Annotated in this window: 24 protein-coding genes and 1 other RNA gene; 14 read left to right on the forward strand and 11 right to left on the reverse strand. The window is 71.4% G+C overall.

All coding sequences use genetic code 11. From position 1 onward, the window contains the following. Window positions 1–92 precede the first annotated feature (92 nt). From J3S20_RS26085 to J3S20_RS26095, 3 genes are read right to left on the reverse strand one after another with little or no spacing between them, the layout of a single operon-like run. On the reverse strand, window positions 93–1,514 hold the full coding sequence (locus tag J3S20_RS26085) for an FAD/NAD(P)-dependent oxidoreductase (protein ID WP_216839858.1): 1,422 nt from the start codon (window positions 1,512–1,514) through the stop codon (window positions 93–95). Next, window positions 1,511–1,807, reverse strand: a complete 297-nt coding sequence (locus J3S20_RS26090; RefSeq protein ID WP_216839859.1) for a (2Fe-2S)-binding protein — start codon at window positions 1,805–1,807, stop codon at window positions 1,511–1,513. The genes J3S20_RS26085 and J3S20_RS26090 overlap by 4 nt, the downstream gene beginning before the upstream one ends. Then, the gene (locus J3S20_RS26095; protein WP_216839860.1) at window positions 1,791–2,927 is read right to left on the reverse strand and encodes an NAD(P)/FAD-dependent oxidoreductase; all 1,137 of its coding nucleotides are present in this window, start codon (window positions 2,925–2,927) and stop codon (window positions 1,791–1,793) included. The genes J3S20_RS26090 and J3S20_RS26095 overlap by 17 nt, the downstream gene beginning before the upstream one ends. Window positions 2,928–3,010: 83 nt before the next feature. Between J3S20_RS26095 and J3S20_RS26100 the strand changes: the two genes are divergently transcribed. Together J3S20_RS26100 and J3S20_RS26105 are read left to right on the forward strand one after the other, a co-directional pair. Next, on the forward strand, window positions 3,011–4,519 hold the full coding sequence (locus J3S20_RS26100) for an ABC transporter substrate-binding protein (RefSeq protein WP_216839861.1): 1,509 nt from the start codon (window positions 3,011–3,013) through the stop codon (window positions 4,517–4,519). 95 nt (window positions 4,520–4,614) lie between these two features. Next, window positions 4,615–5,025 carry a hypothetical protein gene (locus J3S20_RS26105; protein ID WP_216839862.1) on the forward strand — a complete coding sequence of 137 codons (411 nt, stop codon included), beginning with the start codon at window positions 4,615–4,617 and terminating at the stop codon, window positions 5,023–5,025. Between the two features lie 86 nt (window positions 5,026–5,111). Here J3S20_RS26105 and J3S20_RS26110 read toward each other — a convergent pair whose 3' ends face one another. Continuing rightward, entirely contained in the window at window positions 5,112–5,723 is a 612-nt protein-coding gene (locus J3S20_RS26110; RefSeq protein ID WP_216839863.1) for a fasciclin domain-containing protein, read from the reverse strand. 185 nt (window positions 5,724–5,908) lie between these two features. Between J3S20_RS26110 and J3S20_RS26115 the strand changes: the two genes are divergently transcribed. Genes J3S20_RS26115 through J3S20_RS26125 form a run of 3 tightly spaced genes read left to right on the forward strand, consistent with a single transcriptional unit; the run spans window position 5,909 to window position 9,051 of the window. Next, on the forward strand, window positions 5,909–7,342 hold the full coding sequence (locus J3S20_RS26115; RefSeq protein ID WP_216839864.1) for a cryptochrome/photolyase family protein: 1,434 nt from the start codon (window positions 5,909–5,911) through the stop codon (window positions 7,340–7,342). Then, the gene (locus J3S20_RS26120; RefSeq protein ID WP_216839865.1) at window positions 7,342–8,070 is read left to right on the forward strand and encodes a metallophosphoesterase; all 729 of its coding nucleotides are present in this window, start codon (window positions 7,342–7,344) and stop codon (window positions 8,068–8,070) included. Before J3S20_RS26115 ends, J3S20_RS26120 begins: the two co-directional genes overlap by 1 nt. Before the next feature lie 24 nt (window positions 8,071–8,094). Next, window positions 8,095–9,051 carry a hydroxymethylglutaryl-CoA lyase gene (locus J3S20_RS26125; protein ID WP_216839866.1) on the forward strand — a complete coding sequence of 319 codons (957 nt, stop codon included), beginning with the start codon at window positions 8,095–8,097 and terminating at the stop codon, window positions 9,049–9,051. Between the two features lie 81 nt (window positions 9,052–9,132). On the opposite strand, the gene J3S20_RS26130 is transcribed toward J3S20_RS26125, so the two are convergent. The 5 genes from J3S20_RS26130 to J3S20_RS26150 form a co-directional block, all read right to left on the reverse strand. Next, on the reverse strand, window positions 9,133–9,954 hold the full coding sequence (locus J3S20_RS26130; protein WP_216839867.1) for a TIGR00282 family metallophosphoesterase: 822 nt from the start codon (window positions 9,952–9,954) through the stop codon (window positions 9,133–9,135). Continuing rightward, the gene (locus tag J3S20_RS26135) at window positions 9,951–10,532 is read right to left on the reverse strand and encodes a 5-formyltetrahydrofolate cyclo-ligase (RefSeq protein ID WP_216839868.1); all 582 of its coding nucleotides are present in this window, start codon (window positions 10,530–10,532) and stop codon (window positions 9,951–9,953) included. Before J3S20_RS26135 ends, J3S20_RS26130 begins: the two co-directional genes overlap by 4 nt. Before the next feature lie 273 nt (window positions 10,533–10,805). Then, window positions 10,806–10,962: non-coding RNA, 6S RNA (ssrS, locus tag J3S20_RS26140), on the reverse strand. A 9-nt stretch (window positions 10,963–10,971) separates the two neighbouring features. Then, a complete protein-coding gene (locus tag J3S20_RS26145) occupies window positions 10,972–11,301 on the reverse strand; it encodes a cell division protein ZapA (protein ID WP_216839869.1) in 330 nt (109 codons plus the stop codon). Continuing rightward, window positions 11,302–11,520, reverse strand: a complete 219-nt coding sequence (locus J3S20_RS26150; protein WP_216839870.1) for a hypothetical protein — start codon at window positions 11,518–11,520, stop codon at window positions 11,302–11,304. It abuts the gene before it with no gap. Window positions 11,521–11,633: 113 nt separating this feature from the next. Between J3S20_RS26150 and J3S20_RS26155 the strand changes: the two genes are divergently transcribed. After that, window positions 11,634–12,098, forward strand: coding sequence for a hypothetical protein (locus J3S20_RS26155; RefSeq protein ID WP_216839871.1), 465 nt, complete (start codon window positions 11,634–11,636; stop codon window positions 12,096–12,098). Between the two features lie 41 nt (window positions 12,099–12,139). Continuing rightward, window positions 12,140–13,051 carry a class I fructose-bisphosphate aldolase gene (locus tag J3S20_RS26160; RefSeq protein ID WP_216839872.1) on the forward strand — a complete coding sequence of 304 codons (912 nt, stop codon included), beginning with the start codon at window positions 12,140–12,142 and terminating at the stop codon, window positions 13,049–13,051. 81 nt (window positions 13,052–13,132) lie between these two features. Here J3S20_RS26160 and J3S20_RS26165 read toward each other — a convergent pair whose 3' ends face one another. Beyond that, complete coding sequence (locus J3S20_RS26165; protein ID WP_216839873.1) at window positions 13,133–13,582, reverse strand: c-type cytochrome; 450 nt, start codon at window positions 13,580–13,582, stop codon at window positions 13,133–13,135. Window positions 13,583–13,641: 59 nt separating this feature from the next. On the opposite strand from J3S20_RS26165, the gene J3S20_RS26170 reads away from it, so the two are divergent. From J3S20_RS26170 to J3S20_RS26190, 5 genes are all read left to right on the forward strand, one after another. Then, on the forward strand, window positions 13,642–14,376 hold the full coding sequence (locus tag J3S20_RS26170; RefSeq protein ID WP_216839874.1) for a sulfite exporter TauE/SafE family protein: 735 nt from the start codon (window positions 13,642–13,644) through the stop codon (window positions 14,374–14,376). A 28-nt stretch (window positions 14,377–14,404) separates the two neighbouring features. Then, entirely contained in the window at window positions 14,405–15,043 is a 639-nt protein-coding gene (gene thiE, locus J3S20_RS26175) for a thiamine phosphate synthase (RefSeq protein ID WP_216839875.1), read from the forward strand. A gap of 525 nt (window positions 15,044–15,568) precedes the next feature. Next, window positions 15,569–16,435, forward strand: a complete 867-nt coding sequence (locus J3S20_RS26180) for a PhzF family phenazine biosynthesis protein (protein WP_216839876.1) — start codon at window positions 15,569–15,571, stop codon at window positions 16,433–16,435. 147 nt (window positions 16,436–16,582) lie between these two features. Further along, on the forward strand, window positions 16,583–17,074 hold the full coding sequence (locus J3S20_RS26185) for a peptidase S1 (RefSeq protein WP_216839877.1): 492 nt from the start codon (window positions 16,583–16,585) through the stop codon (window positions 17,072–17,074). A gap of 61 nt (window positions 17,075–17,135) precedes the next feature. Continuing rightward, window positions 17,136–17,861 (forward strand): FkbM family methyltransferase, encoded by a 726-nt coding sequence (locus J3S20_RS26190; RefSeq protein ID WP_216839878.1) that lies wholly within the window; start codon window positions 17,136–17,138, stop codon window positions 17,859–17,861. On the opposite strand, the gene epmA is transcribed toward J3S20_RS26190, so the two are convergent. Then, the gene (epmA, locus tag J3S20_RS26195) at window positions 17,847–18,980 is read right to left on the reverse strand and encodes an EF-P lysine aminoacylase EpmA (RefSeq protein WP_216839879.1); all 1,134 of its coding nucleotides are present in this window, start codon (window positions 18,978–18,980) and stop codon (window positions 17,847–17,849) included. The two genes, J3S20_RS26190 and epmA, sit on opposite strands and share 15 nt — an antisense overlap. A gap of 53 nt (window positions 18,981–19,033) precedes the next feature. Here epmA and J3S20_RS26200 point away from each other — a divergent pair, with 53 nt between their 5' ends. Together J3S20_RS26200 and J3S20_RS26205 are read left to right on the forward strand one after the other, a co-directional pair. Continuing rightward, window positions 19,034–20,050, forward strand: a complete 1,017-nt coding sequence (locus J3S20_RS26200; protein ID WP_216839880.1) for a lysine-2,3-aminomutase-like protein — start codon at window positions 19,034–19,036, stop codon at window positions 20,048–20,050. Between the two features lie 301 nt (window positions 20,051–20,351). Continuing rightward, window positions 20,352–21,044: a hypothetical protein gene (locus J3S20_RS26205; RefSeq protein WP_216839881.1), complete on the forward strand. Its 693-nt coding sequence runs from the start codon at window positions 20,352–20,354 to the stop codon at window positions 21,042–21,044. Window positions 21,045–21,096 lie beyond the last annotated feature (52 nt).

A 21,096-nucleotide genomic window follows, 5' to 3' on the forward strand; every position in this document is an offset into this window, starting at 1 on the left:
ACGGACAGGCGCATGTCCTGCGGAGCCCCCCTCACCCAACCCTCTCCCCCCAAGCGGGGGGAGAGGGCTATCGCCCAGGGCAGAGGCGCCCCTCATCCCGCCAGCGCCGCCAGCTCGCCCAGCGTCAGCGGCTTGGTCGGGAAGCGGGTGCGGAACGGGTCCACCTCGCCCCCCTCCACGCCGCGCGCCGCGGCGATCACCCCATGCACCGACGGCCCGCAGATCCGCCCCTGGCAGGGGCCCATGCCGGCGCGGGTGAAGGCCTTGGTCTGGTTGGCGCCGAGGCAGCCGAGTGCCACCGCCTGGCGCACCCGCCCGGCCGTCACCTCCTCGCAGCGGCAGAGGATGGTCTCGTCGGGGATGGCGGCCTCGGGCAGCGGCGGGAACATCGCGTCGAGGAACAGGCGCGGCGCCAGTTGGCGGTCGCGCAGCAGGCGCAGCGGGCCGGCGCGGCCGTCGCGCTCGTCGGTGGTGATGCGGCCCAGCGCGCGAGCGGCTTCCAGCGCGGCAATGCGGCCGGAGAGCGCGGCCGCGCGGGCGCCGCCGATGCCAGCCGAATCGCCCGCCACCATCACCCCCGGCACCGCGGTATTCCCCCAGAGGTCGAGCCCCGGCCGCCAGCAGCGCTGCACCGGGTCCCAGCCATGGGTGAGGCCGGCGATGGCCCGCGTCACCTGGGTATTCGGCACCACGCCATCATGCAGCAGCAACAGATCGGCCGGATGCGCCACGCCATCCACCAGGATGCGGGCGAGCCGGCCCTCGCCTTCCGCGCGCAATTCGCGGGCCGGAATCACCCGCACCGTGCGCTTCACCTGGCGCTGCCACACAAGGCCGCGCCAGAGATATTCCGGCGCCTTCAGCGCCCGCAGCAGATGCGGCCGGGCGCGCTGCAGGCCGCCGGGCGGGGAGAGGTCGATGATGCCCGCGATCTTCCCGCCCTTGGCCAGCGCCTGCACGGCATAGAGCCAGAGCAGCGGCCCCTGCCCGGCCAGCCAGACCGCGCCCTCCGGCACCAGCCCGCCGGTCTTCAGCGCGATCTGCGCGGCGCCCACGCTCATCACCCCCGGCAGGGTCCAGCCCGGGATCGGCAGCGGCCGTTCGGTGGCGCCGGCGCAGAGGATCAGCCGCTCCGCCTGGATGGATCGGGCCGCGCCGCCCTCGGACCAGAAGACCTTGCCCTCCGGCTCCACCGCCCAGAGGGTGGCGTTCGGGCGGTAGTTGGCGCCCGAGGCCCGGAAGGCCGCGGCAAGCTTGGCGCCGTCCTTGTCCTGGTCATCCTTCGCGTCACGCTTCTCAACCGCGCCCTTTGCCAGACGCGCCTCGACGGCGCGATGCACCTGCCCGCCCGGCGCGCCATTCTCGTCCAGCACCAGCACGCGCATGCCATGCGCGCGCGCCTCGGTCGCGGCCGCCATGCCCGCCGGTCCCGCGCCGAGCACCAGCACATCGGTGGTCTCCGCCACCGGCGGTTTCGCGGCGCCCTCGGCGGTCCATTCGTCGGCGACGCTCATGCGGCGTCCTCCACAAAACCGCGCGCGCCGTGCTGCATCTGCGCCCGCAATCCCGGCGTCACCGGCACCAGGCAGGCCTGCATATTCTGCGCCTCCTCCACCTGCACCAGGCAGTCGAAGCAGGCGCCCATCAAACACAGCGGGCCGCGCGCCGCGCCCGTCACCGGCGTTTCGCGGAATGTCGTGATGCCGGCCGCGAGCAGCGCCACGGCCAGGCTTTCGCCAGCCCGCGCCGGCAGTTCCCGCCCCTCCCAGACAATGGTGCAGTCAGGGGGGTCAGTGCGACGAAACATGGGTCATTCCAACAAAGCGATCCGGATGCAGGTCGCGCGCATGTTCGGGCAGCACGCCGGCCAGCACCGCCTCCGCCAGCGGCCCCGCATGCACGGCGGCCAGCGTCACGCCGGAATGGCAGGTGGCGACGAAGCAGCCGGGATGCGTGGTGCTCTCAGCATAGGCGGGGAAGCCATCCGGCGTCATCGGCCGCAGCGCCGCCCAGCCGCGCACCATGCGCGCCTGCGCCAGCACCGGCAGCACGCGCAAGGCGCGCGCCGCCATGGTGGCCAGCGCCGCGGTGGTGGTGGCGGTGGCGAAGCTGCCGTCATCCTCGCTGGTGACGCCGATCTGCACGGTGCCGTCGCCGGTCTGGCGGATGGCACTCGCGGGCAAGGGCAGGATCGGCGCCAGGCGTTCGGTGACGATGTTCTGGCCGCGCACCGGCCGCACCGGCACATCCAGCCCGATCATTCTGGCCAATGGCGTCGTCTTGACGCCGGCGGCGACGACGATGCGCTGCGCCTCGACCTGGCTGCCATCCTCCCGCGTCACGCGATAGCCCCCGGCGATGGGCTCCACCGCCTGCACCGCGGCGCCCGGCAGATGCACCCCACCCGCCGCGCGCATCCCCGCCTGCAGCCCCCGCAAAAGGGTCAGCGGATCGACATGGCCATCGGCCGGCTGGTAGCTGGCGCCGCGTACCTCCGGCCCCAGCGGGCAGCCCGGCATCAGCGCCTGCAGCTGCGCGCGATCCAGCATCTGCAGGCCTTCCTGGCCCTGGTTGTGCATCCGCTGCACGAAAAGCTGCCGCGCCGCGAATTCCGCCTCGTCCAGGCAGAAGGTCAGCCCGCCCACCGCGCGATACTGCACATCCCGCCCCGCCAGCGCCGAGGCACGCTCCGCCAGCGCCGGCCACAGCGCCACGCTCTGTCGCGTCCAGGCCGCATAGGCCGGCATGCCGTCGCCTTTCGATTGCGACCAGACCAGGCCGAAATTGCCGCGCGCCGCGCGCAGCGCCACATCGCCCTCGTCCAGCACCACCACGCGCGCGCCGCGTTCGGCGCAGCCGAAGCCGATGGCGGAGCCCACCATGCCGCCGCCCAGCACCGCGACGTCGAAGAGACCGGAGGATGACATGCTTGCGAGGGTGGCGCGGCCGGGCCCATCCTGCAAGCCGGGAAGGTTTCGGGCCGCAAAGGCTCTTGGGAAGGACAGGACAAATGCGCAGCAGGCTGCTGGCCCTCGCCTTGGCTTTCGCGCTGCCCTCGGCCGTGATGGCGCAGACATTGCGCGTCGGGCTGATCGCGCAGGACATGGGCACCACCGACCCGCATCGCGCCAGCGCGACGCAGGACAAGGCGCCGCTCGCCTGGGCCTATGACGGGCTGGTGCGCTTCCCGCCCGGCTCCGCCGATCCGGCGAAGCTGGAGCCTGACCTCGCCGAAAGCTTCACCCGCAGCGCGGATGGCCTCAGCTTCACCTTCCGCCTGCGCCCCGGCATCCGCTTCCATGACGGCACGGCGATGGAAGCGGAGGACGTGGTCTTCTCCCTGCGCCGCGCCGCCGATCGCGCCCGCAGCGCCTTCTCCGGCGACTATGCCCCCGTGACGGCCATCGAGGTGCTGGACCCGATGACGGTGCGCGTCACGCTGCGCCAGGCGGTGGCCGGCGCGCTCGGGCTTTTCGCCAATTACCATGGCGGCATGATCGTCTCCCGCCGCGCCGATGCGGGCGGGCAGGCGCCGGGCACCGGCCCCTTCCGGCTGGAACGCGCCGGCGGTGGCGCGGCGCGGATGGTGGCGCATGACGCGCATTGGCGCGGCCGCCCGGCGATCCGCGCCATCGACCTGCGTTTCATCACCTCCGACGCCACGCGCGAGCTCGCCTTCACCGCGGGCGAGCTCGACCTCTTCATCGGCCGGCGCGAGCAGCGCTGGGTGGAGCGGATGCGCGCGCATCCGAATACGGTGGTGGAGGTCTTCTCGCCCGGCGAATTCCGCACCCTGCTGATCAGTAGCCGCAGCGCGCCGCTGAACGATCCCCGCGTGCGCCGCGCCGTGCAGCATGCGATCGACGCGCCCGGCATCGCCCGCTTCGTCGGGCTGGATGTCGCGACCCCCTGGGTCAGCCCGGTGCCGCCCGGCTATCTCGGCGCGACGGAGGATGTGCCGCGCTACCCGCACGACCTGGCCCGCGCCCGCGCCCTGCTGGCGGAGGCCGGGCATCCGGATGGCGTCACCATCCGCGCCGTCGTCTCCTCCAACTCCGCGCAGCAGCCGATCATGGAGGTGGTGCAGGCGCAGCTGCGGCGCGCCAATATCCGGCTGGACATGGAGGTGGTGGAACACGCGACCTATCACGCGCGGATCCGCCAGGACCTGTCGCAGCTGACCTTCTACGGCGCAGCGCGCTATCCGGTGGCGGACAGCTACCTCAGCCAGTTCTACCATTCGCGCAGCGCGCCGGGGCAACCGACCATGTCGCTGAACTTCGCCCATTGCAGCGCGGCGGATGCCGAGATCGACGCGGCGCGGGCGGAGCCGGATGAGGCGCGGCAGCTGGCGCTATGGGCCACGGCGCAGCGCAAGGTGATGGAAGCCGGCTGCAGCCTGCCGCTGTTCGACCTGAAGCAGGTCTGGGTGCGGCGCGCCGGGCTGAACCTGGGCTATCGGCTGGAGGGCTCGCTGAACCTGGGCCCCGCCATCACGGCGGCGACGCGGCTGGATTGAGGGAATAGGCCGCCCCTATGGCGGCCATCGGGCGGGGCTGGATTGCCACAAGGTGAGGCTGGGTTCAGAGGAGAGGAAGACGCCGGAGACAGCAGATGCGCAGCCCTTCGATCCTCGTTCGTTCCACACTCTGCATGGCCGGCCTCGGCATGGCCACGCTGGCCGCCCTGGCCAGCCTCACCGGCCCTGCCGAGGCCCAGAGCAACCGCTACTGCAACAACCGGCTGGAGGGATCGACCGTGCTGTCCACGGTGCGGCCGGGCGGCGGCTACGGCGTGATGTTCATCGACTACACCATCAGCGTGAGGAACGAGACGGCGCAGAACATCACGGCCCTGGTCTCCATCAGCGGCCTTGAGCGCTTCAGCTTCAGCGAGGTCCGGACCCCGCAATCGGTTCCCGCGCGGGCCAATGTCTCGCTCCGCATCGGCAGCTTCTCGGGGACGGCGGGGTCCCAGCCGCCCTCCGCCGCCGCGGTCCAGAGCGCGCTGCGCATCACCTGCTGACCGAACCGCGGCAAACGCGTCGCGCACGAAAAAGCCCGCCGCGGCCGAAGCCGGGCGGGCCGATCCTGGCAAGTACTGGCCGGCTATTACGGCCAGATGACCTGGTCGATGCCGTGGATCACGCCGTTGCTGGCCACGATATCGGCCGCGACCACGCGCGCCGGCTGGGCAGCGACATTCATGCCCGCGGAGCCGAAGCCCGCGGTCTGCTGGCCCGGGGACGGGTTGCGCAGCGTCACCGCGCCATTCGCCATCGCCAACGCGATGTCGGAGCCGTTGCGCGTCGTCAGGCGGCGCTCCGCGCCGGTGAGCTCCGTGGAGCGGAAGGCGCCGGGCACGATGTGGTAGTTGATCAGCGCGGCCAGGCGCTGGCGATCCACGCTCTCCTGGCTGCCGCCCGACTGGCTGCCGCTGCCGGTCAGCTGCTGCAGCAGGTTGGCGGGCGCGCCCTGGAAGGCGGCATCGATCGGCGCGAAGACCGTCATCGGCTGCGCGGAGCGGAAGTCCTCGACCATCCCGGCGCGGGTGATCAGGTCCAGGAAGCGGGAGAAGCGGCTGTCGCCGGCCATGGTATCGGCCAGGGTGCGGGTGGGCGGCACGGTCTGGGCGCGCAGCACGGCGGGGGCCGCCAGGGTGCCGGCGGCAACCATCGAACCGATCGTCAGGAAGCCGCGGCGCGGCAGGCTGGTCTGGATCATGGGGGCTTTCCTTATCAGTGGCCCGCACAGCCGAAGCCTCGGGGGCGGCCTGGCATTGCGGTCGGGGGCAGAACGCCGCCGCTACGGAATGGTTCAACCGCACCGAACCGAATTGGTCACCGCATCCGCCGCCCTAGGCACCCGCCATGGCTCCCTTCCCGCGCAATCCATCCTACATGGCGGGGATGACCGAGCCCTCGCTGCTGTGGTTCCGCCACGACCTTCGCCTTTCCGACCATCCCGCCCTGCTGGCCGCCGTGGCAGGCGGGCGCCCCCTTCTGCCGGTCTTCGTGCTGGATGACGCGGCCGCCGGCCCGCATCGGCCCGGCGGCGCCGCCCGCTGGTGGCTGCGCGGCAGCCTGGCTGCGCTGGGTCGGGACCTCGCCGCGCGCGGCGCCCCCCTGCTGCTGGCCCGCGGCCGGGCAGAGACGGTGCTGCCGGCCCTGGCGGCGGCCATCGGCGCCGGCACGGTGCATGCCGGCCGCGGATACGAACCCTGGGCCCGGGCGCAGAGCCGGCGGGTGCATGAGGCGCTGGCCGATGGCGGCCGCAGCCTGGCCCTGCACACCACTGCCCTGCTGCGGGAACCGCATGGCTTCGGCGCCGCCAGCGGCAAGCCCTATGCCGTCTATACGCCCTTCGCCAAGACGCTGCTCGCCGCCGGCGACCCGCCCGCGCCACGGCCCGCGCCCGATCGCCTGGCCGGCCTGCCGCATCCGCCGGGCGGCGAGACGCTGGAGGCGCTGGGCCTCTATCCCGTACCCGGTGAGCCCGACTGGGCCCGGGGTTTCGACAAGACCTGGCAGCCGGGCGAGGCCGGGGCGCAGGCGCGGCTGGCGCGCTTCGTCGCCGGCGCGCTGGGCCGCTATGGAACGGATCGCAATATCCCGGGCATCGAGGGCTCCTCCGGCCTTTCGCCGCATCTGCACTGGGGCGAGGTCTCGCCGGGCCAGGTCTGGCATGCCGCCCGCGCCGCGGGGGCGGAGGCCGGGCAGACCGAGACCTTTCTGAAGGAGATCCTCTGGCGGGAATTTTCCTACCACCTGCTCTGGCACCGGCCGGAACTGCCGGAGGTGCCGCTGCGCGCGGAGTTTTCCCGCTTCCCCTGGCAGGCGGATGCGGCGCTGCTGGCCGCCTGGCAGCGGGGGCGCACCGGCTATCCGGTGGTGGATGCGGGGATGCGCCAGCTGTGGCAGACCGGCTGGATGCACAACCGCGTCCGCATGATCGCCGCCAGCCTGCTGGTGAAGCACCTGCTGCAGCCCTGGCAGGATGGCGCCGCCTGGTTCTGGGACACGCTGGTGGATGCCGACCTCGCCTCCAACAGCGCCTCCTGGCAATGGGTGGCGGGCTGCGGCACGGATGCGGCGCCCTATTTCCGCGTCTTCAACCCGATCCTGCAGGGCGAGAAGTTCGACGCCGAGGGCCGCTATGTGCGCCGCTGGGTTCCGGAACTGGCCCGGCTGCCGAATGCCTTCCTGCACAAGCCCTGGGAGGCACCGTCCGAGGTGCTGGCCGCGGCGGGCGTCAGGCTCGGCACCTCCTATCCGCGGCCGGTCGTCGACCATGCAAAGGGCCGGGCCCGGGCGCTCGAAGCCTTCGCGGCGCTCCGCGCGTGATGCGCCGCCCGGAACATCTGTGGCGCGGCTTCGCCGGGCTGCGCGTGGTGGCCGATGTGCATGGCGATGCGGAGGCCTTCATCCATGCCATAGAGGGCGCGCTGGCGGCCGATATGTTCGTGCTGCAGCTGGGCGACCTGACCGACCATGGGCCCGACAGTCCGGAGGTGCTGCGCCGCATCTTCGCGCTGATCGACCGCGGCCAGGGGCTGTTCCTGCTTGGCAACCACGACCACAAGCTGCGCCGCGCCCTGACCGGCACCCCGCTGCGCATCCAGCCCGAGGGGCTGGGCCGGACCCTGGCGCAGCTGGATGCCGCGCCGGATGGCGAGCTGCTGAAGGCGCGCGCGGTGGAGGAGATCGCCCGCGCCCCCGCCTGGATCCGCGATGGCGGCCGCATCTTTGTCCATGGCGGCTATCACCCCGGCATGCTGCATAGTGCCCCGCCGCAGGATGCCGGGACGCAGAAGGCGCAGGGGCTGGTGACCCGGGCGCTGTTCGGCCAGGTCACCGGGCGCATGCGGCAGGATGGCTTTCCGGACCGGGTGCATGACTGGGTCGACAAGATCCCTGCCGATGTCACCGTGGTCTGCGGCCACGACCGCCGCAGCCTGGACGGCCGCCCCTTCGTGGCGGAGGGGGCCTTGGGCGGGCGGTGCATCTTCCTCGATTGCGGCGCCGGCAAGGGCGGGCACCTGGCCTGGATCGACTTGCCCTCCTGGGCCTAGAACGGTCGTCGAGGGAGCACTGCCATGACCGACCTGCCCAGCACCGTCGAAATCCGCGAGGAAGGCCCGCGCGAGGGTTTTCAAATTGAGCCGGGGCCGATCCCCACGGATCGCAAGGTGGCGTTGGTCGACGCGCTCTCCGCCACCGGCCTGCATCACATCCAGGTCTGCTCCTTCGTCTCGCCCAAGCTGGTGCCGGGCTGGGCGGATGCGGAGGCCGTGGTGGCCGGCTTCGCGCCCAGGCCGGGCGTGACCTACACCGCGCTGTGGTTCAACGCGGCCGGGCTGAACCGCGCGCTCGCCTTCAAGGACCGGCTGAAGGTGGAGGGCGCGGTCACCGTGGTGGCCAGCGAGGCCTTCTCGCTGAAGAACCTGAATCGCGACCGCGCGAAGAATCTGGAAGCCCAGCGCGCCAATGTGGCGGCGCATCTGGCGGCCGGCGTGGCGGTGCCGCGGATCAGCGTGCAGGCCGCCTTCGGCTGCAACTATTCGGGCGATGTGCCGCCGGCCAAGGTGGTCGAGGCGCTGGCGGATGCCTTCGCCATCGGCGCGGAACAGGGCCTGACGCTGCGCGAGGCGACGCTGGCGGACACGATGGGCTGGGCGACGCCGGCGCGGATCGAGCGCGTGCTGGGCGAGGTTCGCGCACGCTGGCCGGACCTGTCCCTCATCCTGCATCTGCACGACACGCGAGGCCTCGGAATCGCCAATGCCCATGCCGGGCTGCGGCTCGGCGTGTCCCGCTTCGACACCACGGTGGGCGGCCTCGGCGGCTGCCCCTTCGCGGGCCAGCCGGGCGCGCCGGGCAATATCGCGACGGAGGAGCTGGTGCTGCTCTGCGAGGAGATGGGCATCGCCACCGGCATCGATCTGGAGGCGCTGGTCGAGGCCGGGCGGCTGGCCGAGGATGTGGTCGGCCGCACCCTGCCCAGCACCATGCTCCGCAGCGGCACGCTGGCGCGGTTCCGCCAAGCCGCCTGACCTTCAAGCCCTCCCCCCTGCTTAGGGGGGGTTGCGGCACTGCCGCAACGCCAAGGGCTGGTTGGGTGGGGGGCCTCCGCCTCAGACCCCCGGCATCACCTGGCTCAACCGCCCGCCCATCCGCAGCGGCTCGATCCGTGTCGCGAGCCCCGTGGCATCATCGGTCTCGACAAACACCCCGCACACCGTCGCCTCGCCCTCGGCGGGCGCCAGCTTCTCGCCCGGCACCTTCTTCCAGAAGCGCAGCGCGGCGCCGCCCTTCTGCATGCCGATGACGCTGTCATAGTCGCCGCACATGCCGGCATCCGTCATGTAGCCGGTGCCGCCGACCAGGATCTGGTGGTCCGCGCTCGGCGTATGGGTATGCGTGCCCACCACCAGCGAGACCTTGCCATCGAAGCTGTGGCCCATGGCCAGTTTCTCCGACGACGCCTCCGCGTGGAAATCAACGAGGATCGCCTGCACCGTGCCGCCGGCCCCCATGCGATGCGGGGCGATGGCGGCCTGCACGCCGCGGAACGGGTCGTCCAGCGCATCCATGAACAGCCGCCCCATGGCCTGCACCACCAGCGCCTTCCGGCCATCGGCCAGCACCGCCACGAAGGCCCCCTTTCCCGGCGTGCCCGGCGGATAGTTCAGCGGCCGGATCAGCCGGGGTTCCGTTTCGATATAGGAAAAGATTTCCTTGCGGTCCCAGGCGTGGTTGCCCAGCGTCAGCACATCCGCGCCAGCGGTGAACAGCGCGCGCGCCATCTCGGGCGCCAGGCCGAAGCCGTGGCTGGCGTTTTCCGCATTCACCACGACCAGGTCGAGCGACAGCCGGTCCCGCAGCACGGGAATGGCGGCACCGGCGGCGTCGCGGCCGGAGCGGCCGACGAGGTCGCCGAGGAACAGGATTCTCAAGCTTTCGCGGCTCCGCAGAAGATCACGCCCCGCTCCGTCGCGACGGCGTCGAGGGGCGCGTCGTCCACCCCTGCGGGCACTTCGTCAACCTCCTGCGCCGCATAGGCCACGCCGATGGCGGTGGCGCCGGGCAGGCTGGCGAGCGTCCGGTCGTAATAGCCGCCGCCATAGCCCAGGCGCTGGCCGGCACGGTCGAAGGCCAGCAGCGGCACCAGCAGCCAGTCCGGCGTCAGCGCCGGCTGCTCCACGCCGGGCTGGCTGGTGCCGAGCGGGCCGCGCGCCAGGGTGTCGCCCGGCTGCCAGGCGCGGAAATGCAGCGGCTGGCCGCGCTTCGGTGTGACCGGCAGGGCGATGCGGTGGCCGGCTGCGTGCAGGGCGTGCAGCAGGGGGCGGATGTCGATCTCGGCGCCCATCGGCCAGAAGCCGGCGATGATGGCGCCGGGCGGGGGCGGGGCGTTGCGCAGCAGGTGCTCGGTCAGCGCGGCGCCGAGGGCGGGGTCGCAGGCGGCGCGGCGGGCGAGCGCGCGCTTGCGGGCTTCGGCCTTCAGGGCGGCAAGGAGTTCGGGGCAGAGCATCATGGGGTTCTGCCCGGATGGGCAGCGCGCTCCCTCCCACCCCGACCAGCCTGCGGCGTCGCGGCAGCGCCGCGACCCCCCCCAAGAGGGGGAGAGGGAGAAAAAGCGGAGCCCGCGTCAGTGAGCAGGAGGGGGATCAACCTGCGGCGCGCCCGGCGCGCCGAGGCCGCGACGGCGGCCCGCGCCCAGCAGGACTGCGGGCCGAGGCGCCCATGTGCAGGGCGCGAAGGCAAGCGCGTGGAGCGCGCGCCCGCCGTCTGAGGGTCAGAAAAAAGCTGCGGAGCCACCATGGCCGTGGGCGTGATAACCCTCCTGAGACCTGCTGGTGCAGGTGGGAACCAGATGCCCAGACCACGGCCTGGGCAGCGCCAGCCCCCGGAGGATGCTCATTGGCCCCGGGGGTTAAAGTGCCTCACCAACCGGGCAGCCCCGCTCTATCCACTTAGGGGCGGTCGAGGGTCTGGGCAATGCCCTCGATGCGGTCGGCGATGCGGGCCAGGCGCTCGGCCAGCTTCGGGTCCGGCTGGGGGGCGGCCATGTTCTGGCCGGCGCGCGCCTGGGACAGGGCCACCTTCAGGTCGTGCACCTCATCCGCCAGCAGCAGGGCGCCGAGCAGCAGCAGCCGGCTTTCGCCGAACTGGCCGCCCATCGCCTTGATGGAATTGACCCGCTTGTCCACCTCGCCGGCCAGGGAGACGAGATGTGCCTCCTGCCCGTCCTCGCAGGAAACGGGGTGGCTGTAGCCGCCGACGCGGACGGTGACCTGACCCATCTATTGATCCTCTCCGAGCGCCGCGCGCAGCCGCGCAATCGTCTCGTCCAACCGGTCCGCGATGGCGGCGACGGCGGCACGGGGCACGCCCTCTACGCTGGGGGCGCCCGCAGGGCCGCGCGGCTGGGCGGCGGCCTCCGCCAGGCGCTCCACCGCCTCCTCGAGCCGCGCCAGGGCGCGGCTGGTCGGGTCGCCCGTCTCCGCACGCGTAGCTGACACCCGGAAGCCCCCAAACCGTTCACAGGCCAGCCGCAGCGACTGCGCACATGCGCCTTGTCGCCACCGGTTCCGGCATGCTCAACGCTTTGCATGCACGGCGCGGCGGGTCAACGGTGAGCATGGTCTCGGGCGGCTTCGGCGCGCCCCCGCTGCCGCCCGCCATCACCATCCGCTCCGCGGCGGAACTGCGATGGCTGTCCAGCCAGGTGAAGCCGGGTTCGGTGCTGCTGCTCTCGGCGCCCGGGGCGGCCGGCTTCCTCGGGCCGCTGGCCTGGCGGGCGCTGGTGGCGCTGGCGCCCGGATTCCCCGATGCGCTGTGCTGCGGGGCCGCGGCCGGCGATGCGCTGGCGGCGCTGCGGGCCGGCTGCCGGCGGATCGTGCTGGAGGGTGGTTGTCCCGCCTTCGCGTCCCTATGTGAGGCTGCCGGGGAAACCGGTGCGCTGGTCCTGCCGGTCCGCCCCCCCGCACTGGACCTGCAGGCGCTGGACCTCCGGCGCCCCTTCGCCCGCGCAAAACTGACCGACTGGTGCGCGAAAGCAGCCGCGCCAGCGCATGACACCGCGCCATCCCTGCGCTAAACGCGGGCATCCATTGCCGCCCGCCGAGAGGATTCGAAGAAATGCGCCTGACGCCCAAGGTCCAGGAAATCCTGTCCTGGTATGAGAGCGACAATCCCGGGACCAAGGCGAACCTCGCCCGCATCCTGATGGCCGGCAAGCTGGGCGGCACCGGCCGCATGGTCATCCTGCCGGTCGACCAGGGTTTCGAGCACGGCCCGGCCCGCTCCTTCGCGCCGAATCCCGCCGCCTATGACCCGCGCTACCTGTTCGAGCTGGCGCTGGAGGCCGGGCTGAACGCCTATGCCGCGCCGCTCGGCATGATCGAGGCCGGTGCCTCCACCTATGCCGGCACCATCCCGACCATCCTGAAGATGAACAGCAGCAACAGCCTGTCCACCACCAAGGACCAGGGCGTGACCGCCAGCGTCGGCGATGCGCTGCGGCTGGGCTGCTCGGCCATCGGCTTCACCATCTACCCCGGCTCCGAATACCAGTTCGAGATGATCGAGGAACTGCGCGAACTGGCCGAGGAGGCCAAGTCGGTCGGCCTCGCCGTGGTGGTCTGGTCCTATCCGCGCGGCCCGATGCTGGACAAGGTGGGTGAGACGGCGCTCGATATCTGCGCCTATGCCGCGCATATGGCGGCGCTGACCGGGGCCCACATCATCAAGGTGAAGCCGCCGACCTCCGCCATCAGCCTGGATGCGGCGAAGAAGACCTACCAGGCGAGCCCGATCGAGGACGACGCCACCGCCCGCTTCAAGCACATCGTGCAGGCCTGCTTCGGCGGCCGTCGCCTGGTGGTCTTCTCGGGCGGCGAGGCCAAGGGCACCGAGGCGATCCTGGACGAGGTGCGCGCCATCCATGCCGCCGGCGGCAATGGCTCCATCATGGGCCGCAACGCCTTCCAGCGCTCCAAGGCGGATGCCCTGGCGCTGCTGGCCGCCATCATCAACGTCTACAAGCACTGAGTTTTCGGCCACCGGGGCCTCGGCCCCGGGACTTCGCCGCAGCCGGGTCCGTGAGGATCCGGCTGTTGGCGTTTCAGGACCTCAGCGCGAAGGGGCGAGGCTGGCCATATAGGCGGCCAGGTTGTGCCGTTCCTCCGCCGAGAGGGTGAAGGGCGGCATGGCGGCGTGCGGGCGCTGCAGGAAGGCCTCGATGGACTCCCGGCTCAGCCGGCCCTGCGCCAGCAGCACGAAGCTCGGCGTGCCGCTGCGGCGCGTGGGCTGCGCCGTCTCCGCCACGTCGTGGCAGCCGCCGCATCGGTTGTCGGCCGTCCAGCGGCCGCGCGCCGCCTCCGCCTGCCCGCCGCGCAGATTGTTGTAGGCCAGGATGCTGATCGCCAACGCGGCGACGACCAGGCCGGCGATCAGGCCGAGGCGCCGCGACTCGCGTTCGGCCGGGTTCGATTGGGAGATGGGCCAAGGCGGCCCGCCGCCGCTCGGAACGGTGTCAAAAGGATGCGCCTGGCCGGGCGCCGCTTCCGTGATCTGGATCAAGCCGAAAGCTTCGGCCGGCACCGAAGCCATCGGCCGCCGGATGCGGCAGGCTGTCGCACATGGACCTGCAAACCCTCGCCGTCATCGGCCTCGTCTTCCTGATCGCCGGCGCGGCCAAGGGGCTGATCGGCCTCGGCCTGCCGACCATCGCCATCGGCTTGCTGGCGCTGGCCATGCCGCCGGCGGAGGCCGCAGGGCTGCTGCTGCTGCCCTCCCTGGTCACCAATATCCTGCAGGCCAGCGGCCCCGGCTGGCGTGACCTGTTGCGCCGGCTCTGGCCCATGCTGCTGCTGCTGGTGCCCGGCACGCTGGCGGGAATCGGGCTGCTGACCGGCGGGGGCGCGCTGGCGCTGGGGCTGCTCGGCCTGGCGCTGGCGGCCTATGGCGGCTGGGGGCTCCTCGCGCCGCCCGTTGCGCTGTCACCCCGCATGGAGCGGCTGAGCGCGGCGCCGATCGGGCTGGCGGGCGGGCTGGTGACGGGGGCGACGGGCGTCTTCGTCATGCCGGTGGTGCCCTGGCTCGGCGCGCTGGGCCTGCCGCGGGATGCGCTGGTGCAGGCGCTGGGCCTTTCCTTCCTGGTGGCGACGCTGGCGCTGGGCCTGGCGCTGGCCTGGCAGGGCAGCTTCACGCCCATCTCGGCCGGGGCCTCGCTGCTGGCGCTGCCGCCGACGCTGGCAGGGCTGGCGCTGGGCAGCCGGCTGCGCGGGCTGATCCCACCGCCGCTCTTCCGCCGCATCTTCTTCGGCAGCCTGCTGGCACTCGGCGCCCATCTGGCCATCAGGGGGCTTGCGTGAGGCCCCCGGCTGGCGCCACAGACCGGCCATGCCCGACCCTGACGCCTGCCGCCTCTACCTCATCACCCCGCCCGCCTTGCCGGACCTGGCCGCCTTCGCGGACAGCCTGGCCCGTGCGCTGGATGCCGGCGACGTGGCCGCGCTGCAGATCCGCCTGAAGGGCGCACCGGATGAGGCGGTGCTGCGCGCGGCGGAGGCGCTGATCCCCGTGGCCCAGGCGCGCGACGTGGCGGTGCTGATGAACGACCGCATGGACCTGGCGAAGCGCGCCGGCTGCGATGGCGTGCATCTCGGCCAGGGCGATGGCGACCCGGTGGCGGCCCGCAAGCTGCTGGGGGCAGAGGCGATGATCGGCGTGACCTGCCATGCCTCCCGCCACCTGGCGATGGAGGCCGGCGAGGCGGGCGCGGACTATGTCGCCTTCGGCGCCTTCTTCCCGACGGGGACCAAGGAGACGGTGCACCAGGCCGATCCCGAGATCCTGGAATGGTGGTCCGAGATGTTCGAGCTGCCCTGCGTCGCCATCGGCGGCATCACCGCCCAAAACTGCCCGCCGCTGGTCCGCGCCGGGGCGGATTTCCTGGCCGTGGTCGGCGCCATCTGGAACCACCCCGAGGGCCCAGCGGCCGGGGTGCGGGCGATGAATGCGGCCATCGCCTCAGCCTGAGGGCCCATTCGGGGGGAAGCGGCCGCCAGACGGCGCGGAAGGCCAGCGCCCCGGCCAGGCCGGCCAGCGCGCCGAGGGGCAGCAGGAAGCCGATCTCGCCCGCGGTCATCGCCTCGACGCTGCCGAGCACGGCGGCCCCGCCGAGCGGTCCCGCCAGCAGGTGGCCCCACCCCCTCTCCCAGCCCCGCGCCACCAGCAGCAGATGCAGCGGCAGGCCGCCGATCAGGGTCAGCAGCAGCACGTAGGGCAGCAGGACGAGCGGCACCGCCAGGCTGCGCAGCAGGTCCCACGAAGCCATCGCCTCCGGCCGTGCCTCCGCCACCCCCATCGCCAGCGCGAAGAGGATGAAGGCCAGCACCGGCGCAAGATCCGCCGCCAGCGCCGCGGCCAGCACGCCGAGCGCGAGGCGCCAGCCCGACCGGCCGATGCAGCGCGAGACGAAATCCCTTTGCAAGCGCCGCACCCTTCCCGCCAATGGCCGGGACAGAGCAGCATGGACCGGCTGAACAGTCCGGAAATGCCCCGATGACCCTGCCTTTCGAAACCTGCGACGTCTTCACCACCACCCTGCATGGCGGCAATCCGCTGGCCGTGGTGCAGGGCGCCGCGGCGCTGGAGCCGGCGCGGATGCAGGCCATCGCGCGGGAATTCGCCCTCAGCGAGACCGTCTTCGTCCTGGCCGAGGATGCGGCCGAGGCGAGCGCCCGCATCCGCATCTTCACCCCGGCGCGGGAAATGCCTTTCGCCGGCCATCCAAACGTCGGCACCGCCGTGCTGCTGGCCCGCAGGCTGGGCCTGAGCGGGGACAGGCTGACGCTGCACCAGCCGGCGGGTGCCGTGACCGCCCGGCTGCTGCGCGAGGCGTCGGGCCAGGTGACCGGCGCCGAGATCACCGCGCCGCAGCCCTTCGCGCTGGGGGAGAGCCTGCCCGCGGCGGGCCTAGCCGCCTGCGCCGGCCTGCCGGGCCTGGTGGGCACGCCCGTGCTCGCTTCCTGCGGCGTGCCCTTTGCCATCGCGGAAGTGGCGGACGCCGAGAACCTGGCCGCCGCGGCGCCGGATGCCGCGGCGTTTCGCGCCCATCTGCCGGCGGAACGCGCCATCGGACTGCATCTGTTCACCCGGCTGGGTCCCGGCCGGCTGCGCACGCGGATGTTCGCGCCGCTGTCCGGCGTGGTGGAGGACCCGGCGACGGGCAGCGCCAATGTGGCGCTGGCCGGGCTGCTGCTGCATCGCCTCGGCGGCGAATCCCTGGCGCTGGAGGTGGAGCAGGGCATCGAGATGGGCCGGCCCAGCCTGCTGCGTCTGGAAGCCCGCGCCGTGCCGGGAAGCGGCATCCGCGTCAGCCTCGGCGGCGGCGTGGTGCCGGTCAGCGAGGGGCGGCTTTTTCTCTGATCCCGGCGGGCCGAAGCCGCGGCAGCCTTGGCGTCGGCCAGGAATGGATTACGATCCGCAACGGCGCGGCGGATGCAGCCGGCCCAAAGGATTGGGGAAATGTCCACCCGCGCCGCGGCATCCCGCGCCGCCACCCGGAGACCAAGCATGCTGCCCCGACACATCGCCATGCTGCTGGCGCTGTCCGCCGCGCCGACGCTGGCCCTCAGCCTCGCGCCGACGCCAAGCTTCGCGCAGGACTACAATCGGCGTCCCTCCTTCGGCACGGTCAATCTCAGCGCCAATTTCGCGCCCGACCCCTTCGTGGTGAACGTGACCGCCGGCGGCGGGCTGCCGGCCGAGCGCCTCGGCGGGTCGCAATGCGTGGGCTCCATCGCCAATGCGCCGGATGTGCGGCTGAACTACCGCGCCGGCCAGGGGCTGCCGCTGTATCTCTCGGCGGTCTCCCGCGCCGATGTGACGCTTGTGGTGAACCTTCCGGACGGCACCTGGGCCTGCAATGACGATTTCCGGGGCACCGATCCCGGTCTGATCTTCCGCCGGCCGCAATCCGGCCAGTACGACATCTGGATCGGCCATTACGACCGCGGGTCGCGCGTGCCGGCCCAGCTGCGGATTTCGGAAGTGCCGCCGAACTGAGGCTGCGTTCCGCGCCGGCCACCCCACATGGACGGGTCTGACCAAGAGGGCCGGCCGGCGCATGGACGAGTTGACCTTTCACGAAAAGCTGCACCGCCCGGGCAGCATCCTCGATATCGGCGCGCATGACGGGCTGCTGACCCTGCCACTCTCCCGCCTGCCCGGCGCCAGGGTGCTGGCCTTCGAGCCGCTGCCCAGCGCCTTCGCCCGGCTGCAGGCCGCCATCCACGCCGAATACGGCGCCATCCCGCCGCAGATCGAACTGCACCCGGAGGCGCTGGGCGCGCAGCCCGGCCAGCTGACCCTGTCCGTGCCCGTGCTGGACGGGGTGGCGCAGGAGCAATGGGCCTCCACCGCGAAAAGCTATGCGGGCTTCGACTCCGTCACCGTCGAGCGCCATGCCGTGCCGGTGACCACCATCGATGCGCTCGGCCTGCGCGACCTGATGCATGTGAAGCTGGATGCCGAGGGTTTCGAGGCCGAGGTGCTGGGAGGCGGCCGCGCCACCCTCACCCGCTGCCGCCCGGTGCTGAGCCTGGAGGTGGAGGAACGCCACCGCCCCGGCAGCACGCGGGAGGTGCCGGCGCTGCTGGCCGGCCTGGGCTACGAGACCTGGTTCGCCCTCGACGGCGGATGGCACAAGCACGCGGAGTTCGATGCCGCGACCATGCAGGTGGCCTCGCCGGACCCGGCGGTCTTCGCCGCCAGCGACCCCTACGTCTTCACCTTCTTCGCCTGGCCGGCCGAACGCTCCGCCGCCATCCAGGCCGCGCTAGCCTACGGCTGAGGGGCCGGCCAGCAGCTTCGGCGGCGCCGCCAAAGCCTGCTGCGGGCCGCGCGGGATGGCGGGCAACCAGAGCACGTCCTCAATATCCGTGGCCCCACTGGCCAGCATCGCCAGCCGGTCGAAGCCCAGCGCGATGCCGGAGGCAGGCGGCATGCCGGCCTCCAGCGCATTGAGAAAATCCTCGTCCACGTCCCAGCCATCCTCCCCGGTCTCCGCCCGGCGCTGCGCCACGTCGCGTTCGAAGCGGGCGCGCTGTTCCACCGGGTCGGTCAGTTCCTCGAAGGCATTGGCGAGCTCCAGCCCCGCCGCGAACAACTCGAAGCGCAGCGCGACGCGCCCATCGCGCGGGTCGCGCCGGGCGAGCGCCGCCTGGGGCGCGGGCCAATGGGTGAGGAAGGTGGCGCGGCCGCGGCCGATGGCGGGCTCGATATAGCGCATCACCAGGCGGAAGAAGCCATCCTCCCAATTATCCGTATCCGGCACCTCCAGGCCCGACTTGCGGGCATTGGCGCGCAGTCTTGCCGCATCGCCCTCCCCGGTCCGGGCATCCACCGTGCCCAGGATGTCCATGCCGCGGCAGTGGCGGCCGAAGGCCTCGGCCATGGTCAGGCGTTCGAAGGGCAGCGCGAAGTCGGCCGTCACCTCGCCATGACCGACCAGGCCGGGGCAGACGGAGCGCAGCAGCAGTTCCGTCTCCTCCATCAGCCCGGCCAGGCTGAGATCCGGCGCATACCATTCCAGCATGGTGAATTCGGGGGCGTGGCGCGGGCTCGCCTCCCCGTTCCGCCAGACCCGGGCGAGCTCGAAGACCTTGCCGGCGCCGCCGACCAGCAGCCGCTTCAGGGCGAGCTCCGGCGAGGTGCGCAGCCAGAGCGTGGTGTCCTGGCCGATGCCGAGATGCGGGCGGTAGTCGGTGGCGAAGCCGCGCAGATGCACCTCCATCCCCGGCGCCGGCACCAGGCAGGGGGTCTCGACCTCCAGATAGCCGCGCGAATGGAAGAAGCCGCGCACCGCGGCGGTGAGTGCCGCGCGGCGGCGCAGGAAGGGCAGCCGGGCGGCGAGCCTTTCGCGGGTCCAGGGGCGGCGGGGCGTCTCGGCGGGGATGGGAGCCTCGGGCATGGATGCGTTCCCCCTTGTTGATGCGGTGGGGTTGGGGTTTAGCAGCGCGGACCATGCCCCATCCCGCCGCGCCCCGAAACCATTCCCGCACCCTCCGCGACGCCGCCAGCCTGGCCGAGGCCGGGCTGCTGCGCCCGGAGGCCGATTTTGCCGGCATCGAGGCGGTGCAGGCGCGCTATGCCATCGCGGTGACGCCGGCCATGGCGGCGCTGATCGACCCCGCCGATCCGCGCGACCCGATCGCCGCGCAATACATCCCGGATCCGGCGGAGTTGCGGACCGCGCCGCATGAGATCGAGGACCCGACGGCGGATGCGCCCTTCACCCCGGTGCCCGGCGTGGTGCATCGCTACCCCGACCGCGCGCTACTGAAGCCGCTGCTGGCCTGCCCGGTCTATTGCCGCTTCTGCTTCCGGCGGGAGGTGGTGGGGCCGGATGGCGGGCTGCTGACGACGGAACAGCTGGAAGCCGCGATCGCCTGGTTCGCGCGGACCCCGCAGGTGCGGGAGGTGATCCTGACCGGCGGCGACCCGCTGATGCTGAGCCCGCGCCGGCTGTCCTGGCTGCTGGAGCGGCTTTCCGCCATTCCGCATATCGAGATTTTGCGGATCCACTCGCGGGTGCCGGTGGCCGATCCCGGGCGGGTTAATGCGGCGCTGGCGGCGGCGCTGACGGTTGAGAAGCCGCTGTATCTGTGCGTGCACGCCAATCATGCGCGGGAGTTCACGGCGGAGGCCATGGCGGCGCTTCGGCGGCTGACCGGGGCCGGGGTGGTGCTGATGGGGCAGAGCGTGCTGCTGCGCGGGGTGAATGATTCCGCCGCGGCGCTGGAAGAGCTGTTCCGGGCGATGCTGCGGGGGCGGGTGAAACCTTATTATCTGCACCAGCTGGACCCGGCGCCGGGCACCGCGCGCTTCGCGGTGCCGCCGGAGGAAGGGCGGGCGATACTGTCGGAACTGCGCTTCCGGGTGACGGGGCTGGCCTGGCCGACCTATGTGCAGGAACGGCCGAATGGCGGGGGGAAGGCACCGATTGGGCCTGGCTGGGCGGATGCCGCTGCCTTATCGTGAAAATGCTTGGAATGCCGCATCGAATGACCACATGTGCGCATCAAATGTGACGAGGGGTCCGTGACAACCCCAACGATCAAGTGTCCCTCACGACCAACGCCCCAAAGTCGAGCAGTTGGCAGCGCTTACGGCTGCATGGCCGAAAGCGTTCAATTTGTCGATCACATTGACCTTACACAACCCATATGGCGGATGAGCAACCCTGAACGAGATCAGTCGTAGCGTCGCTGCTGCAAAGGCGCAGCTGACAGCCAACGGACCGCTTCGGCTGCTGGTCGACAACTCTGTACTCGCGCATTCGGTGACTCACGTCACGGTGTCGGTCAAGTCGACTATTCCTTGGGGTCCGCTACAGGTTGATGGAGTCAAGACATTTAGAGTTCCGCGAAAGTTTGCGGACAAAGACACGGCAATTGGACAGGAATTGCGTTTTCTGGATGGCATAGCGCTGCTCTCCCAGCTCGATCTTCTTATCCTTCATCAGTCACGTGAACTCCGCAGTGAGCAGTGGCGCCAAACCGCAGGCCGCTATATGGGCTATGGAATTTATGATCGAGCAGTAAAGTATAAATTCACCCCATTTAATGAGCAACTGCATGATATTCATCGACTCGGCTGCGATATAACGGAACAATTCAGCACTAAACAAAAGCACCAGGAGTGGCTCAAACACATTTCTGACGAACCGTTTAAAACGCTGGTGGCGCAGTTAGGCAGCCATCACACTTTGGACGCCTGGCATGTTCACAGCGCGCAAGTCCATGGCATCGAATATTTCCTCACGACGGATTTTAAGATTATCAACGCGCTTCGCAATAAAAACCGGACGCTTCAGCGAGTACTTAAGGTCCGGGCGTTGCGTCCATCAGAACTGGCGGCTGAAATCGGACTACTCCCGGTCGATCTTGATAAGGTGCTGATACAGAGCGGCGATGTACCGATCAGTCTCGACCTGAAGGCGCAGCACGGTGGGCGACGGGTAAGGCGAGGCTGACGCATCGCCTGCTGAAGGTTGCCCCTGGCCGCCCGCCGTTGTATCCGCGCCC

It is taken from the genome of Falsiroseomonas tokyonensis, assembly GCF_019024325.1.
GTDB lineage: Bacteria > Pseudomonadota > Alphaproteobacteria > Acetobacterales > Acetobacteraceae > Falsiroseomonas > Falsiroseomonas tokyonensis.

Excerpts from the sequence above, each read along its gene's own strand:
- J3S20_RS26085 (WP_216839858.1), bottom strand. The coding sequence starts at position 1,514 with ATGAGCGTCGCCGACGAATGGACCGCCGAGGGCGCCGCGAAACCGCCG.
- J3S20_RS26090 (WP_216839859.1), bottom strand. The coding sequence starts at position 1,807 with ATGTTTCGTCGCACTGACCCCCCTGACTGCACCATTGTCTGGGAGGGG.
- J3S20_RS26095 (WP_216839860.1), bottom strand. The coding sequence starts at position 2,927 with ATGTCATCCTCCGGTCTCTTCGACGTCGCGGTGCTGGGCGGCGGCATG.
- J3S20_RS26100 (WP_216839861.1), top strand. The coding sequence starts at position 3,011 with ATGCGCAGCAGGCTGCTGGCCCTCGCCTTGGCTTTCGCGCTGCCCTCG.
- J3S20_RS26105 (WP_216839862.1), top strand. The coding sequence starts at position 4,615 with ATGCGCAGCCCTTCGATCCTCGTTCGTTCCACACTCTGCATGGCCGGC.
- J3S20_RS26110 (WP_216839863.1), bottom strand. The coding sequence starts at position 5,723 with ATGATCCAGACCAGCCTGCCGCGCCGCGGCTTCCTGACGATCGGTTCG.
- J3S20_RS26115 (WP_216839864.1), top strand. The coding sequence starts at position 5,909 with ATGACCGAGCCCTCGCTGCTGTGGTTCCGCCACGACCTTCGCCTTTCC.
- J3S20_RS26120 (WP_216839865.1), top strand. The coding sequence starts at position 7,342 with ATGCGCCGCCCGGAACATCTGTGGCGCGGCTTCGCCGGGCTGCGCGTG.
- J3S20_RS26125 (WP_216839866.1), top strand. The coding sequence starts at position 8,095 with ATGACCGACCTGCCCAGCACCGTCGAAATCCGCGAGGAAGGCCCGCGC.
- J3S20_RS26135 (WP_216839868.1), bottom strand. The coding sequence starts at position 10,532 with ATGATGCTCTGCCCCGAACTCCTTGCCGCCCTGAAGGCCGAAGCCCGC.
- J3S20_RS26145 (WP_216839869.1), bottom strand. The coding sequence starts at position 11,301 with ATGGGTCAGGTCACCGTCCGCGTCGGCGGCTACAGCCACCCCGTTTCC.
- J3S20_RS26160 (WP_216839872.1), top strand. The coding sequence starts at position 12,140 with ATGCGCCTGACGCCCAAGGTCCAGGAAATCCTGTCCTGGTATGAGAGC.
- J3S20_RS26170 (WP_216839874.1), top strand. The coding sequence starts at position 13,642 with ATGGACCTGCAAACCCTCGCCGTCATCGGCCTCGTCTTCCTGATCGCC.
- thiE (WP_216839875.1), top strand. The coding sequence starts at position 14,405 with ATGCCCGACCCTGACGCCTGCCGCCTCTACCTCATCACCCCGCCCGCC.
- J3S20_RS26180 (WP_216839876.1), top strand. The coding sequence starts at position 15,569 with ATGACCCTGCCTTTCGAAACCTGCGACGTCTTCACCACCACCCTGCAT.
- J3S20_RS26185 (WP_216839877.1), top strand. The coding sequence starts at position 16,583 with ATGCTGCCCCGACACATCGCCATGCTGCTGGCGCTGTCCGCCGCGCCG.
- J3S20_RS26190 (WP_216839878.1), top strand. The coding sequence starts at position 17,136 with ATGGACGAGTTGACCTTTCACGAAAAGCTGCACCGCCCGGGCAGCATC.
- epmA (WP_216839879.1), bottom strand. The coding sequence starts at position 18,980 with ATGCCCGAGGCTCCCATCCCCGCCGAGACGCCCCGCCGCCCCTGGACC.
- J3S20_RS26200 (WP_216839880.1), top strand. The coding sequence starts at position 19,034 with ATGCCCCATCCCGCCGCGCCCCGAAACCATTCCCGCACCCTCCGCGAC.